The sequence below is a fragment of the Hymenobacter qilianensis genome (assembly GCF_014489555.1).
Lineage (GTDB): Bacteria > Bacteroidota > Bacteroidia > Cytophagales > Hymenobacteraceae > Hymenobacter > Hymenobacter qilianensis.
In genome coordinates this window covers 2,762,613-2,776,743 of the sequence record NZ_CP060784.1, presented here as the reverse complement: position 1 = coordinate 2,776,743, position 14,131 = coordinate 2,762,613, and the positions used below count along the sequence as shown (strand labels likewise).

Below are 14,131 nucleotides of genomic sequence, written 5' to 3'. Positions count from 1 at the left end.
ATGTTGCAGCGGTAACTCCAAAGACCGCGAGCGAGATGCGTCGCTGCCGCTCTGCATGACGAGTTAGTATGGAAACACAAGCTAGAGTCTACTCCACGGCTTTTGCCTACTTTTAAGGCAAAATTAGCCCTATGATCGTTGTCACTGGGGCCGCCGGCTTTATCGCCAGCTGCCTTGTCACCCGCCTGAATGCCGCCAACTTCAATGATATTGTGGTGGTCGATAACTTCACCGTGGAGCGCAAGCTCGCCAACCTGAAAGGCAAGCGCCTGCGCGAATACGTGGACCGCAACGACTTTTTTGAATGGCTCGACAAAAACCACGAGCAGGTGGAATTTATCTTTCACCTCGGTGCCCGCACCGACACGACGGAGAAAAGTCGCGAAATTCTGGATTTGCTGAATCTGGAGTACTCCAAAAAGGTGTGGCATGCTTGCTGTCAGTACCAGTTGCCGTTGGTGTATGCCTCGTCGGCGGCCACGTATGGCTCGGGCACGCTGGGCTACGCCGATGAAGATGCGCTGCTGCCGTTGCTGCGCCCGCTCAACCCGTATGGAGAATCAAAAAATGACTTCGACAACTGGGCCGTGGCGCAGGAGGAAAAGCCGTTTTTCTGGGCCGGACTTAAGTTTTTCAACGTGTACGGACCCAACGAATACCACAAGGGCCGTATGGCTTCGGTGATTTTTCACGCCTACGAGCAAATTCGGCGTACGGGCTCCATGGAGCTGTTTCGCTCCCACAACCCTGAGTATGCCGATGGCGAGCAGAAGCGTGACTTTGTGTATGTGAAGGACGTGTGTGAGGTGTGCTATTTTTTGATGCACCACCGCAAAAATTCGGGCATTTATAACCTGGGCAGCGGCGAGGCGCGCACCTTCCTGGATTTGGCGCTCAACACGTTCGCGGCCCTCAACCAGACGGCGGATATTCGGTTTAAAGACACACCCGAAGACATTCGCGACACCTACCAATACTTCACGCAGGCCGAAATGCAGAAGCTGCGCAGCATTGGCTACGATCGGCCCTTCACTCGTCTGGAAGACGGCATTCAGGACTATGTGCAGAACTACTTGGTGAGCGGCGCTTATTTATAAAGCAGCCTCATTTCTCTGGTTAAACAAAAACAGCCTGACCTTGGTAAACCCTTGGTCAGGCTGTCCGTTTTAAGGCCTACCTTCCACCCGTTCTTCCCCACCTGCATGCCCCAACGACGTACCATTACGATAATAGGCGCGGGGTTTTCGGGTTCTATGTTGGCTGTGCAGCTTGCCCATGCCAGCGGCAACTACCCCTACGATGTACATCTGGTAGACCCTCGCCCCGCTCCCGGGCAAGGTTTAGCTTATTCGGCACCGCGACTAGAATACCTGCTGAATGTGCGCGCCGGTCGCATCAGCGCCTTTCCTGATAAGCCCCGGCATTTTGTGGAATGGCTGCGCGAGAAAGGCTTGCCTGCCGACGAGGCTGAATTTTGCCCACGCCAGACGTACGGGCAGTACATTCAGGAGTGCGTAGGTCAGATCCTGGGTCATGCCGAAAATGGGATGCAGATTCAATGGCATTCGCAGGCCGCCGTAGCCGCCACCATCCATAAGACAGATAATACAGCGCTGGTAGAGCTTACAGATGGCCACGTGTTGCGCAGTGACCGCGTAGTGTTGGCGCTGGGCAATTTTCCGCCATTGGGGCTTGCTGGCGCCGGGCTGGGGGGCAATTTTCCGCCAAACTATCATCCCAATCCGTGGACGCCTGGCGCACTGGCCGGAATTGCCCCCCACGATTCAGTTCTGCTTATTGGCACTGGCCTGACCTCCGTTGATGTACTGATGGCGCTGCACGCTGATGGGCACCAGGGACCAATTATGGCCGTTTCGCGGCATGGCTGGTGGCCAACGGTGCACGGACCAGCGCAACACGCGCAATACCCCAGCTTTTACGCTTCCGATTTAGCTCACCTCACGAATGTAGGAGATGTAGTGCGCGTGGTGCGCCAGCACATCCGCGCCGCCCAAGCTGCGGGCTACGACTGGCGCGATGTACTGGATTCGCTTCGTCCTGATTTGGGTCGGATATGGTCTGGCTGGCCTTTGCTGGAGCAAGAGCGTTTTCTGCGGCATGTAGCGTCTATGTGGTCAGTGGTGCGGCACCGTAGTCCGGAGCAGAATGTGGCCGTGCTAGAGCAGCTGCGGAGCCGCGGGCAACTCCAAACCCACCTGGGCCGTGTGCGCCAAATTGCCCCCCAGGGTGCTGATTTAGGTGTTGAGGTAACCCACGGCAGCCATCGAACGCACCTTGCCGCTCGTCATGTTATTGCCTGTACCGGCCCTCTACTCGACTACAGCCGCGTACAAGACCCGCTGGTAAAAAGCCTCCGGGAAGCGCGTTACCTCCTCCCCGACCCTTTGCGCTTAGGCATTCAGACCGACGAACACGGTGCGCTCTTGAATGCTGATGGCCTGGCCTCTTCGCTGTTTTTCACCCTAGGCCCCAGCCGCCGCCCGGCGTATTTCGAGTCGACGGCGGTGCCGGAACTACGGGAGCAGGCGGCGGCGCTGGCTCAGCATATTCTTAGCCAGCTATAAACAAACGCTGGCCAAACCAGTCAGCAACAAAAAAGGGCGCCACTAGTGGCGCCCTTTTTTGTCTTTATTATCAGCCTAAGCAGCTTCGGCATACATAGGAACTACGGCAGTTTCAGCGGTGATGGTAGTGGCTTCAGGAGCAACTGTTTCGGGGGCATTGCGACGAATAGCGCGCAGTAACAGGTACTTGTACTCTTCCGCGTCGGCTAACGCTTCTTCCAGCGCCAGCAACGCATCGTCGTAGGTGACAACCGGTACCGATTCGGCGACTTCGCCCGTAGGATAAGTCAGTTGGAAAACTGGGCCAGTGAGGTATTCAGCAGGTGATTTCATAGCTAGAGCAGTAAGATATACGTCAGAAAAGCAGTCGAAAATACAACAGCCTTAGCGCAGTTTTCATTCCCTGATCCGCCTATTATCAGCTTGTATTTTTCCGTAAAATACAAGCTGCATTTTTTACCTAATCTTCTCTATCTCAGGCTTGTTTAAAGCCCCAAAATACTGGCCTTACTCCTTTATCTTGAGGACAACTTTACCGAACTGTGCGCCGTCGGCCAGACGACGAATGGCGGCTTCTCCGTCGGCGAAGGGGAAAACCTGATCGACAACGGGAACAATCTGTTTTTCCTCTATCAGGCTCACCATATCGGCAAAATCCTGCTCCGTCCCCATCGTGGAGCCCAGGATGGTGAGCTGCTTCCAGAAAACCTTTGCCGGCGGCACCTGCGGAATAGCGCCCAGCGTGCCGCCAAAGAATACGATACGACCACCAGGCGTGGCCGCATCGAGCAGCGCATTGAAGCTGGGACCGGCAGCACTGTCTATAATCACGTCAAAAAGCCCCCCAGCCTCCTTTGTAAGGTCGGCAACCCAGTTTTCATCGTTATAGTTGGCTCCTCCTTTAGCGCCCAGCTCCTGAGCGCGAGCCAGCTTTTCGACCGAACTGGAGGTAACCCACACCTCCGCGCCGCGGGCTACCGCCATTTGCAAGGCCAACACTGCTACGCCTCCACCAATACCCGTGATGAGCACCCGCTCGCCGGCCTGCAAACCCGCCCGTGTGAAGGCAGCACGGTAAGCAGTAAGCCCGCCAAGCGGCAGCGCAGCCGCTTGCTCGAAGCTCAAATGAGCTGGCATGGCCCGCACGTACTGAGCGGGCACACTCAAAAACTCGCCAAACGTACCTTGATCCGGCAAGCCCAGAATCTTGAAGTTTTTGGCCTGCGCCTTCGGGTTGTCGCCCCAGTTATGGCCCGGATTAATAACGACGGCTTTTTCCAGCAATGACTCATCGACACCCTCTCCCACCGCGACTACTACGCCGGAGCCATCAGAGCCCAGAATACACGGGAATTTTAAGCCGCCATATTGACCCTTCTGAATCCAGACGTCGCGGTGGTTAAAGGCAGCGGCCCGAATCTCTACCAGCACTTCGCCAGCCGCGGGCATAGGGGTAGGTACTTCCTGAAGAACAAGCGGTTGGTTAATACCATCGAGTTGTAAAACCTGCATGGAGATATGGTAAGTGAAAGAATATCCTTTAGTACGGCTAGAAAGCAAAAAACGCATACATGGTTATAGTAATCGTATTTACTATAACCATAATTACTACCCGCAATACCCCCGAAATATGCTCTGATTGGCTTGTATGCGGCCTACTTCATAGTTGAGCAAAGGCGCCGTAGTTAGCCACGCTGTGCTGGCTGGGCGCTACAATCTGGCGGCTCGCGCAAGACGACAGTCCGAAAGTACTACTTCTGTTGAGAGTTCAAACAGCGCTTATAAAATTGCTGGGGGGCTTTTTTAGCGCCAATATTCCCCTGTCCGTATGATGAGGCAACAGATTCAGTTCACCTCGTTTTCACTACTCATAATTGATGGTTGCCCAATCGCTTTTTTCCTTTGAAAGTCCGGATGACAGCCCTGGCTTTTTGCTTTGGCAGGTGAGCAATCATTGGCAGCGTGAGATAAAGAAGGCCCTGGAGCAATTTGGGCTTACGCATGCACAGTTTGTGGTGCTGGCGGCGGCCTACTGGCTGGGGCAGCAGGGCAACATTACACAGACGGACTTAGCAGCCCATGCCCGCATCGATAAGATGATGACCAGCAAGCTATTGCGCACGCTGGAAGCTAAAGGGCTATTGCTGCGCGCCGAACATGCCACCGATACCCGCGCCAAAGCCATAAGCCTTACTCCAGTGGGCGTGCGGACGGCTGTACAGGCCGCGTGGGCCGTAGAGGAATTTGAGAATCGTTTTTTTGCTTCTCTGGGTGCTGATGCCGCCGTGCTTAAGCAGCTAAAAACCCTGTTGCCCGCCATCACCGAGGTGTCTCCTATATAGGCAGGTTTGTGACATCAGGTCTTCTGACTTAACGCAGCAAACCCGCTTGCTGCAAAGGCGGCTCAGTTTACAGAAAGCGCTGCGCCAGCTCAGGCGTGGGCAGCATACATGATTCCTGCTGGCCAAACCACTGGTAGCGGTGCCGCGCCACAAATCGATACAACGAGTCGCGCAGCGCGCGCGGCAGAATCATGGCTACATACAGCACTTGCCAGGCTCCACCTAACCCACGCAGAATGCGCAATACGGCCGTGGAGTGGGTAAATAATTGGCCCTGCTCAATTAGTATTACCGTTTCGGGAGTGGCGGCTACGGTGGTGCCGTATTGAGCCAGCAGCTTCTGACCCGCCTCCGATTGCAGCGAAGTAAACCGAAAATGCCCCCCAGAGTCGTGATTAATAACGAACTGCACGAAACCGTTGCAGAGGTTACAAACTCCATCAAACAAGATAACGGCGGGCTGAGGTACCATAGGTAGTAGCTGTATTTCCAGCTATAACCAGCTAAGCGGGAAAGTATCTTTTATCAGCCATACGAAGCCCTGCCAAACCAGTTTGCCCAGTGGCATAAGATACTGTGTTACAGGGCTAACCAGAATATGCGCAACCAGCTGTTTGACAGGTAATAAATACGGAACGGAATTTTGAATACGTATTTGCTGCCTGTGGTTTGTCTCCCAAAAAACAGGTATTTCTTCAAGGTCTACTTTATAGCTGCACGGTCTGTTGTACCCGTATAGCTGCTGAATACAATTTTAATTTCTGTTTCTGATCCACAACCAACATCCTTTCTTTCTTTCATTATGAAAAAGCTACGAATCAACATTTTAACTGCCCTATTTATTACTGCAACTCTTTCCTTGGGCGCTTGCGAAAGCGGCAACAAAGGTGGTACGGAAGGCACAGGCGGCACTTCCACAGAAAGCAGCACAGGCACATCGTCAGATACTGATATGATGTCTACTGATTCGGCTGGAGGCACGATGGAAGGCTCGACAACCACCAGTACCAGTGGTTCGACGGCTGGTAGCACAGCTGGTGGCATGGGTTCAACCGCTGGTGGCTCTACCGCTGGTGGCTCTACCGCCGGAGCTGGCTCAACGGCTGGTGGCACGGGCACTACAGGCGGTGGCACTGGTGCAGCAACGGGAACGGGAACAGGTAGCGGCTCAACGACTCGCTAATTATTAGTAAAAAGCGGCTCCTGCGTCTATTTTATCTAGCTATTTAAGCATCAACACAGGTTATTATAGAATCATAATTATGACCTCAGTATCGTTCAAATTGATAGCTACGAGGACATTCTTATAAATAAATCATTGATTTATTGTCTATTATTTGGATAAGCCAACAAAAATAAATCAACCTATCAGTAACTATTTCTTTCGGTTTGCACGTAGAAGGGGCTCCTTGAATTATATCCCGCTCTGGTTTAACCCATTCACCAACTAATCCTTCCAATGAAAAAGTCACGGATTTTCGTATCGACCCTCGCCTTCGCTGGTATGTTTGTATCAGCCTCACTCATGTCATCTTGCGCTTCTACTGGCACGGATGGTACTACCACTAGCGGTAGCACTACCGGAACCACCAGCGACTCAATGACTGGCGGCAGCACTAGCGGCTCTACTTCGGGTAGCACTACTGCCACCACTTCGGGCAGCACCAGCGGCAGCACCACTTCCGATATGGGCAGCACCAGCGGTACCACTACTGGCTCTACTACCACCGGAACCACAACTGGTTCAACCACCACCGGCACTACCGGTACCACTACCATGGGCAGCACGTCAGGTAGCACCAGCGGCAGCACCACTACGGGTACTACTACTGGCAGCACTACCACTGGTACCACCAGCGGCAGCACCACTACGGGCACAACCACCCGCTAGGGTTACGTTCATTCATTTGAACACTTAATTTAAAACAAGAGGGATACTTACTGCTGAGTAATTATCCCTCTTGTTTTTTTTAGAAGCTGGCTTCTGCGGTCAGTCTCTGAGCGCGGGGCTACTCTTACGTTGCTCACCAGCTTACAAGTTACCGCCTATGGTTTCTGTTATGCTACTGTTCATTTCCATATCACTTGTTTTCAAAAAGCTATGAAAAAGTCATCTTTTGTATCGTTTGCTGCTCTTTTGGCAGCAGTATTTGTTTCGGCTGGTGCTACCGCCCAAACGACCGCAGGCTCTACTACCGGTAGTGGCACCGGCAGCACTACCGCTGGCTCCACTACTAGTGCTACCACAGGCACAACCTATGGCACCACTGCCGGTGCCACTACCGGGAGCGTAACCGCAGGTTCTACCACAACTGGTACTACTGCAGGAACTACCGCCGGCACCATGACAACAGGCAGCACCGCCGGCACCATGACCACCGGATCTACCACGGGCACAATGACGGCCGGCAGCACAACAGCTGGTACTATCACCGCTGGCTCAACGGCGGGTACAACAGCCGGCAGCACCGCTGGCTCAACAGCTGGTACTACTGCTGGTACCACCAGTGGCCGCACTACGGCTACTCAGTCTACCCGCACCGCTACTACTGGTACTACTTCGGGCCGCGCGAACACGCGTACCACATCGGGTAGCACTACTACTAGCCGTACCACTACAGGTACTACGTCAGGCACCAAGTCAGGTCGTACTACTACTGGCGCTACAACCGGTACTACTTCGGGCCGTACTACCACTGGCACCACGTCGGGAAGTACTACTACGCGCACTACCAGCGGTAGCACTACAACCGGCACTACCGGCGGTAGCACCACTACAGGTACCACTACCAACTAATTTCTGACTCCGGCCTTCAGGTCGGTCGCTCTTTTTGAAAGCGAAAAGGTTAACCATCCAACTAGGTGGCGTACCTTTTCGCTTTCTTTTTATCTTCCATTTTGCCCCCCAGCGCGGCTCCTATGACCCGTGTCCTCGATTTTCTGCGCCGTCCTTTCATTCTCGATCTGCGCGCGTTAGCCTTACTGCGCATGGCCACGGCAGCCGTTGTTCTGACCGACCTTGCCATCCGCAGCACCGATTTGGAGGCGCATTATGCCAACATGGGCGTGCTGCCGCTGCATGTGCTGTACGAGCGCAACTGGAACGCTTACCAGGTTAGTCTGCACAACATCAGTGGTTTGTGGCAAATACAGGCGCTCCTGTTTCTGATAGCAGCCGGGTTTGCCATCATGCTGCTGCTGGGCTACAAAACCCGCTTAGCGACGGTAGTATCGTGGCTGCTGCTGGTGTCGTTGCAGAACAGGAATCCCATCATCGGGCAGGGCGGCGACGATTTGCTGCGAATGCTCCTCTTCTGGGGGATTTTTCTACCCTGGGGCCGTATGTATTCCGCCGATGCGGGCCGCACTGAGCCCAAGCCAGCCTCGTATTCGTACTTCAGCGCGGCCACGGTGGCATATGTGGTGCAGCTGGCCTTGGTATACTGGTGTACGGCCTTGCTCAAAAATGCCCCCGAATGGACCACCGAAGGCACCGCCATCTACTACGCCCTCAGCCTCGACCAGGTGCTCATGCCGGGCGGCCGGATTCTGTATCAGTTTCCGGAGGTGATGCGCTTTCTCACGTTCGCGGTTTATTACACCGAGCTGCTGCTGCCGTTTGTGCTGTTTATTCCGGTGGGCGTGCCGTTCTGGCGGGTGCTGTTTGTGGTGGTGATGTATGGCTTCCATCTCGGCATCAGCCTGACTTTGTTTGTGGGCTTATTCTTCCTGATCAACATGGCCTCCGTGCTGGGCTTGCTGCCGACACCGGCCATGGACTGGATAGATCGGCACGTGCGGACGCGCACGCAGCGCTTGCAGCCCCATTTGGCTCGTCTGAATAGCTGGCGCAGCCCGGTGCGGGTAAACGTGGAATCGAGCCTGAATTTGCCCCCCAAGACCATTCGACTACTGCACGGCCTGCGCAACGCTGTGGTTACCTTACTACTCGCGTATATATGTTGGTGGAACCTCGATTCCATTGCCAAGCCTTCGCTCACCATGTCGGAGCCCCTGCGCTGGTTTGGGTATCTGTTTCGCATCGATCAGCACTGGGGCATGTTTGCGCCGGCTGTTTTCAAAGATGACGGCTGGTATATCCTGGACGCTACCACGCGCAAGGGCCAGCACATTGACCTGAACCGGCAAGGAAAACCTGTCACGTTGGCCAAGCCGAAGTCGGTGGTATCGTTATTTAAAAACGACCGTTGGCGTAAGTACTCCGAGAATTACCTGTTCGTTTCCAACGCTTATCTGCGCCCGTACTACTGCAACTACCTGTTGCGCGTATGGAATGAAGACGCCGGCAATGCCCCCGTGCAGCGTCTCGACGTCATTTATATGAAGGAAGTTTCGCAGCCCAACTACCGGGTGGTTAAGCCTACCCGAGAAGTGCTCTGTAGCTGCGAAACCGCGCTGCCCGCTAAGTAAGCGGCCTCTTTGATTCTAGAGCTACTCCGGTGGCCAATATGGTGTCGCTGGTTTTGCCGGGGGGCTTTTTTTGGTTGATTCCAACCAGAAAAAGCCCCCCGGCGTATCACTTGCTACCTACTTCACTATCTCTAACCAAAACACTTCTGTATGGCTAATCGAGCTAGTACACCTCAACTCCAGGCCGTTGCGCCGGGTATCTGGGGTCTGCGTAATGTATTTACCAACCTATACTATGTGCGTGAGCCGGAAGCGCCAACCTCTGACTGGGTCTTAGTGGATGCGGGCCTGCCGGGCTCAGCTGGCACTATTCGTCGCCACGCGGCCGAAATCTTCGGTTCGGAGGCGCGGCCGGCCGCCATTATCCTCACCCACGGCCACTTCGACCATGTGGGGGCGCTAGTTACCCTAGCCAACGAATGGGATGTGCCCGTGTACGCGCACCCTCTGGAGCTGCCATACCTCACGGGCCGCTCGTCTTACCCACCACCAGACCCAACGGTAGGCGGTGGCGCCATGGCGGCCATGTCTTTTCTCTACCCAAAGAAGCCCATCGACCTAGGCAGCCGGGTGCAAGCGCTGCCCACCGATGGCTCGGTGCCGCACTTGCCCGGCTGGCGCTGGTACCATACGCCCGGCCACACACCCGGCCACGTGGCGTTTTTCCGCGAGCATGACCGCGTATTACTTGCCGGCGACGCCTTCGTGACCGTGAAGCAGGAATCGGGCTCGGCGGTGTGGGAGCAACGCCAGGAAGTGCACGGCCCACCCGCTTATTTTACGCCTAACTGGCCCCAAGCCCGTCAATCGGTGGCGCTGCTGGCCGATTTGAAGCCCCAAATTGCTGCTACCGGCCATGGCATTCCGATGCACGGCACGCAGCTTCTACAGCAGCTCCAGGCGCTTGTGGAGCACTTCGATGAGGTAGCCATCCCGAAGCACGGCCGCTACGTACCCCAGCCAGCTACTGCCGACGAAACCGGCGTAACCTCGGTGCCGCCAGCTGTGAGTACTGCTTTTTCTAAATGGGCGCTGGGCCTGGGCCTGGCCGCAACTGTCGCTTTAGTATTAGTGAATAACAAAAAGGGCAAAAAGCGTTACCGACGCTAGTTTTTGCCGTAAACTACTCTCGTTTCCCCCGTGAGACCTCACTCCGCCCCTTTTTAAAAGGGCTGGGGTGAGGTCTCATTAGGTAATATACCATCCAAGCTCATCTGTGTTTACCATCCCTCTCTCCCACCCATGCGTTCCTCCCAACCCAACACCCATAAATCGGCTGCGAAGGAAATCAAAGAGAAAATAGCCGCTATTCATAAGCTCGACCTTCGCGAGCAATCCGTTGATGATCTGGTGCCGCTGATGCGCGAGCTGCTAACGGGCCACGCGCTACGCTGCCTCGATTTCGATGCCGGTCTGCTGCTGTTTCGGGGTACGCCCTGCGAAAAGCTTCCGCACCGCTTCGCCGATGTATCGTATGCGCCGGCTGAGCGGGTAAAAAACGATCAGCGCGCCAATCGGGCGGGCATACCCATGTTTTATTGCAGTGCTACCTGGCACCCACCATTTTTTGAGGCCGGTGTAAAAAAAGGCGAACAGATCATCATCAGCCGCTGGCAGGCGCGGGAGCCCCTGCGCATCGCGGGCTTTGGCTACGCCGATCTGTGCGCCGACGACCCACACTCCGACCGTGAAAAGGCATTACAGGAGTCCCTGAAGCAGCTACCGGAAACGGAGCAGCACCTGACTGAGTTTATGATAGATTGCTTTACGCAGCCCATCGGGCCCGGCGAGGAACACCGCTACCGCTTATCCATTGCCCTCACGGAGGCGCTAGGGCTAGGCGAGCAGTTCGACGGCCTCCTGTACCCGTCGGCGGCCATGCCCAGCCCTTCGCACAACCTGGCGTTGCATCCGCGCTGCATTGATGAGCAAAAGCTGGTACTTCAATACGTGGAGCACTTGTCGGTGAATCGCGTCGAGACCGAGACCATTGATGTATGCTCGCTCAACTTTGCGCGCGGCGTAGCGCCCGATGAAAAGCTGCACTGGCTTAACCGGCCCGGCAATTGGATTCTGCGCGAAGGAGCTCAGGCCAATGAGCATTGCCTATAATCAAAAAAGCCCCCAGATGCATTTCCGGGGGGCTTTTTTTGTTCTTATACTTATTTAGCCAGCGCCAGTAGTGCCGGAATATCCAGCGGATCCGTGACCATGTTGATTTCGCCGGCGGCAGAGCGGGGCCACTCTTCCTGCGGCCGGTCGTAGTACAGCTCTACGCCGTTGCCGTCGGGGTCATTCAGGTAAATAGCTTCCGACACGCCATGATCGGCGGCGCCGGTGACGGGGTAGTTGGCATCCAGCAGCCGCTTCAGGGCTACAGCCAGCTCCGGGCGCGTGGCGTACAGAATGGCTATATGATAGAGGCCGGCCGTGTTGCGCGGCGCGGGCGGCCCGCCCAGGCTATGCCACGTGTTCAGGCCAATATGATGATGGTAGCCACCCGCCGAGATAAATACAGCCTGCGAGCCGTAGCGCTGCGTTATTTCAAAGCCCAGCAGGCCGCAGTAAAAGCTGATGGCGCGGTCTAGGTCGGCCACTTTCAGGTGCACGTGCCCGATGCGGGTAGTTGCGGGGATGATATAGGGCTGGCTCATAGTTGTCTGAACCACGGATTAGCGCGGATTTTTCGGATTTCGTGGATGATTAAAATTCAACAAATTTTTTTCAAGTATAGCCACATCAGGGCTGGTCCCGCGCACTCCCATAATCAACATAGGCCGATGACGCGTCGTCTACGGAATGAAATCCGTGGAATCCGAAAAATCCGCGCTAATCCGTGGTTCAGATCAAATCGCAATACCAAAAGCCGGCTTCGGGCGCGCCGGGCACGGGAGCCGGATAGGTGCGGCGCACCAGCTCGCCGCGCACAAAAGGAATCGGGCTGCTGAAAAACGGGGCGTCGAACACGAAGCTGTGGTACTCGCCATTTTCGCCGCAGGGGTCTACGCCGGGGGGCAAATCGCGTAGAAAATCGGCGTTGAGAAGGCGGCCGCAGAAGCTGGCGTCGAGGTGCTGCTCATTTACGCACACTACTACGGCCTGAAAGCCCAGATCGAGAAACTCGCGCAGCAAATCGGCTGCGGGGCGCTTCCAAAGCGGAAAAATGCCCCCAGCCCCACCCGCGCCAGCTGCTGCTCGCGGTAGGCCCGAAGATCTTCCAGATAGATATCCCCGAAAATTGCCTGACTCACACCCTGAGCCTGCAATGGAGCTAACGCCTTGTGCATAAGCTGCTCATACTCCTCCATGCCGGGCGACTCGGGCAGGGCCAGCTGCACCAGCGGCAGCCCGATGCGCTGGGCCTGCGCTTCGAGCAGCGCCACCCGCACGCCGTGCATGGATACGCGCTGGTAGCGGGCGTTGATGCTGGTGAGCAGGTGGGTCACCTGGTAGCTGGGGTCAAGCAGGGCGTGGTGAAGGGCGAGGGCTGAGTCTTTGCCCCCACTCCAGTTCATAAGGGCTGAAATGGGCATCCGGCAAAGGTATCGGGCAGCGGGCAAACGGGCGATTTGGCAAAATTGGTCGCACTAAACCTTCTTGCTGATTTTGCTTCGGCTATTGACGCCCGCTTGTCGTATACAGGGCTTCCAATCTAGTCTTTCAACTCAAAACACTTTTTATGAAACTCCAACAGCGTTACGCGCTGGCTATTCTGCTGGTCGCTACGGCCCCGCTAGCCTCCTGCGATTACGAAAAGGGCCCCGGCAAAGACACCCAATTCGATAAAAATTTCAACACGGAAGCAGCCAAAGAGCCTACCAGCAATGAGGTTGCCCGCGACAGCGTAAACCGTGTACAGAACGTCCAGCCCCCGCTAGGCGAAGGCTCGGCCGCTGATCAGCAGCAGTCTGTTGACAAGGCGATGAACTCGGCTCCTAGCGGCAACACAGCTACTTCGCCGCAAACGGCTTCGGGCCAGCCAGCTCCTCAGCAAGATAAAGCGCAGGATGGCAACAGCCAGAACGCGAAGCAGGCTCCATCCAAAGCGTCAGGCACTGACCAGAGTGGCAATGGCGGTACTACCGCAGGCGGCACAACGTCAGGTAGTGGCGGTGGCCAAACCACCCAGCAATAACAGCCAGCTGAATCCGCTAGCAAGCTGTTATTCGTGTTTGCATAAAAAAAAGCCCCCAGAATCTATCTGGGGGGCTTTTTTTTATGCAAACACGAAGCTAATACAGCTTATTATTGGTGCTGCGGCGGGCATCGTGCGCCACGGCAAGGGCGCTTTTAAGCACCAAGCTATCTTCCGCTATCGCCCACACCTTATCAGGCAAACCGGTGCTTGAACCCAGCGCTTTGCGCAGATACAGGGCCCCGTAGCTGGCGGCCACCGCTACGGCGCCGCCAATAAGCGCGCCCTTTACCACACTGTCTTTCTGCGCTTTATAGGCTGCCGCGCCCGCTAGTCCGCCCGCCAGAATACGACCCAGCAGTACTGGTGGCGCGGTGCGGTTGGGCATGCCGGGCAGCTTGTCGGCCGCCATTTCAGACACGGCTATCCCTTTCAGGACCTTGGCCGTGGTGGGCGACTGCAAAAATCGCAGCGGCGACCGGCCGATAGCCTTCGATTTATGGTTGCTGAGGACGTGACTGATGGTGGCGGGCGCCGACATGCTGCGCATACCAGCTATCGCGCCGAGGGCGAGCGTTTGTTGAAGTTGCTTAGACATCGAATTGATCGTTAATAGAATAAAGGATAGTACCTTAAAC

General features: G+C 55.6%; 15 protein-coding genes and 1 pseudogene. 10 read left to right on the top strand and 6 right to left on the bottom strand.

The genetic code is table 11. The features are described 5' to 3' along the window. The first annotated feature begins 131 nt into the window (after positions 1–131). Both rfaD and H9L05_RS12805 read left to right on the top strand, forming a co-directional pair. Positions 132–1,097: an ADP-glyceromanno-heptose 6-epimerase gene (gene rfaD, locus H9L05_RS12810; protein ID WP_187731312.1), complete on the top strand. Its 966-nt coding sequence runs from the start codon at positions 132–134 to the stop codon at positions 1,095–1,097. A gap of 105 nt (positions 1,098–1,202) precedes the next feature. Beyond that, a complete protein-coding gene (locus tag H9L05_RS12805) occupies positions 1,203–2,585 on the top strand; it encodes an FAD/NAD(P)-binding protein (RefSeq protein WP_187731311.1) in 1,383 nt (460 codons plus the stop codon). A gap of 75 nt (positions 2,586–2,660) precedes the next feature. Here the strand turns inward: H9L05_RS12805 and H9L05_RS12800 are convergent, their stop codons facing one another. Both H9L05_RS12800 and H9L05_RS12795 read right to left on the bottom strand, forming a co-directional pair. Continuing rightward, on the bottom strand, positions 2,661–2,918 hold the full coding sequence (locus H9L05_RS12800) for a hypothetical protein (RefSeq protein ID WP_187731310.1): 258 nt from the start codon (positions 2,916–2,918) through the stop codon (positions 2,661–2,663). 174 nt (positions 2,919–3,092) lie between these two features. Beyond that, the gene (locus H9L05_RS12795; RefSeq protein ID WP_187731309.1) at positions 3,093–4,097 is read right to left on the bottom strand and encodes a zinc-binding dehydrogenase; all 1,005 of its coding nucleotides are present in this window, start codon (positions 4,095–4,097) and stop codon (positions 3,093–3,095) included. Between the two features lie 431 nt (positions 4,098–4,528). On the opposite strand from H9L05_RS12795, the gene H9L05_RS12790 reads away from it, so the two are divergent. After that, positions 4,529–4,927, top strand: a complete 399-nt coding sequence (locus tag H9L05_RS12790) for a MarR family winged helix-turn-helix transcriptional regulator (RefSeq protein WP_223284414.1) — start codon at positions 4,529–4,531, stop codon at positions 4,925–4,927. A 67-nt stretch (positions 4,928–4,994) separates the two neighbouring features. Here the strand turns inward: H9L05_RS12790 and H9L05_RS12785 are convergent, their stop codons facing one another. Further along, on the bottom strand, positions 4,995–5,399 hold the full coding sequence (locus tag H9L05_RS12785) for a thiol-disulfide oxidoreductase DCC family protein (RefSeq protein WP_187731307.1): 405 nt from the start codon (positions 5,397–5,399) through the stop codon (positions 4,995–4,997). 330 nt (positions 5,400–5,729) lie between these two features. On the opposite strand from H9L05_RS12785, the gene H9L05_RS12780 reads away from it, so the two are divergent. From H9L05_RS12780 to H9L05_RS12755, 6 genes are all read left to right on the top strand, one after another. Next, positions 5,730–6,110 (top strand): hypothetical protein, encoded by a 381-nt coding sequence (locus H9L05_RS12780; RefSeq protein ID WP_187731306.1) that lies wholly within the window; start codon positions 5,730–5,732, stop codon positions 6,108–6,110. 342 nt (positions 6,111–6,452) lie between these two features. Beyond that, on the top strand, positions 6,453–6,818 hold the full coding sequence (locus tag H9L05_RS12775) for a hypothetical protein (protein ID WP_187731305.1): 366 nt from the start codon (positions 6,453–6,455) through the stop codon (positions 6,816–6,818). A gap of 210 nt (positions 6,819–7,028) precedes the next feature. Continuing rightward, positions 7,029–7,724, top strand: coding sequence for a hypothetical protein (locus H9L05_RS12770; RefSeq protein ID WP_187731304.1), 696 nt, complete (start codon positions 7,029–7,031; stop codon positions 7,722–7,724). A gap of 122 nt (positions 7,725–7,846) precedes the next feature. Beyond that, a complete protein-coding gene (locus H9L05_RS12765; RefSeq protein WP_187731303.1) occupies positions 7,847–9,358 on the top strand; it encodes an HTTM domain-containing protein in 1,512 nt (503 codons plus the stop codon). Positions 9,359–9,508: 150 nt separating this feature from the next. Then, positions 9,509–10,468, top strand: a complete 960-nt coding sequence (locus H9L05_RS12760; protein ID WP_187731302.1) for an MBL fold metallo-hydrolase — start codon at positions 9,509–9,511, stop codon at positions 10,466–10,468. A gap of 132 nt (positions 10,469–10,600) precedes the next feature. Continuing rightward, a complete protein-coding gene (locus H9L05_RS12755; RefSeq protein WP_187731301.1) occupies positions 10,601–11,470 on the top strand; it encodes an RES domain-containing protein in 870 nt (289 codons plus the stop codon). 50 nt (positions 11,471–11,520) lie between these two features. On the opposite strand, the gene H9L05_RS12750 is transcribed toward H9L05_RS12755, so the two are convergent. Together H9L05_RS12750 and H9L05_RS12745 are read right to left on the bottom strand one after the other, a co-directional pair. Then, the gene (locus tag H9L05_RS12750; RefSeq protein WP_187731300.1) at positions 11,521–12,012 is read right to left on the bottom strand and encodes a VOC family protein; all 492 of its coding nucleotides are present in this window, start codon (positions 12,010–12,012) and stop codon (positions 11,521–11,523) included. A 187-nt stretch (positions 12,013–12,199) separates the two neighbouring features. Further along, positions 12,200–12,873: pseudogene (locus H9L05_RS12745) on the bottom strand (Dph6-related ATP pyrophosphatase). Positions 12,874–13,037: 164 nt separating this feature from the next. On the opposite strand from H9L05_RS12745, the gene H9L05_RS12740 reads away from it, so the two are divergent. Next, on the top strand, positions 13,038–13,493 hold the full coding sequence (locus H9L05_RS12740) for a hypothetical protein (protein WP_187731299.1): 456 nt from the start codon (positions 13,038–13,040) through the stop codon (positions 13,491–13,493). A 97-nt stretch (positions 13,494–13,590) separates the two neighbouring features. Here H9L05_RS12740 and H9L05_RS12735 read toward each other — a convergent pair whose 3' ends face one another. Beyond that, the gene (locus tag H9L05_RS12735; RefSeq protein WP_187731298.1) at positions 13,591–14,091 is read right to left on the bottom strand and encodes a DUF4126 family protein; all 501 of its coding nucleotides are present in this window, start codon (positions 14,089–14,091) and stop codon (positions 13,591–13,593) included. Positions 14,092–14,131: the final 40 nt, after the last annotated feature.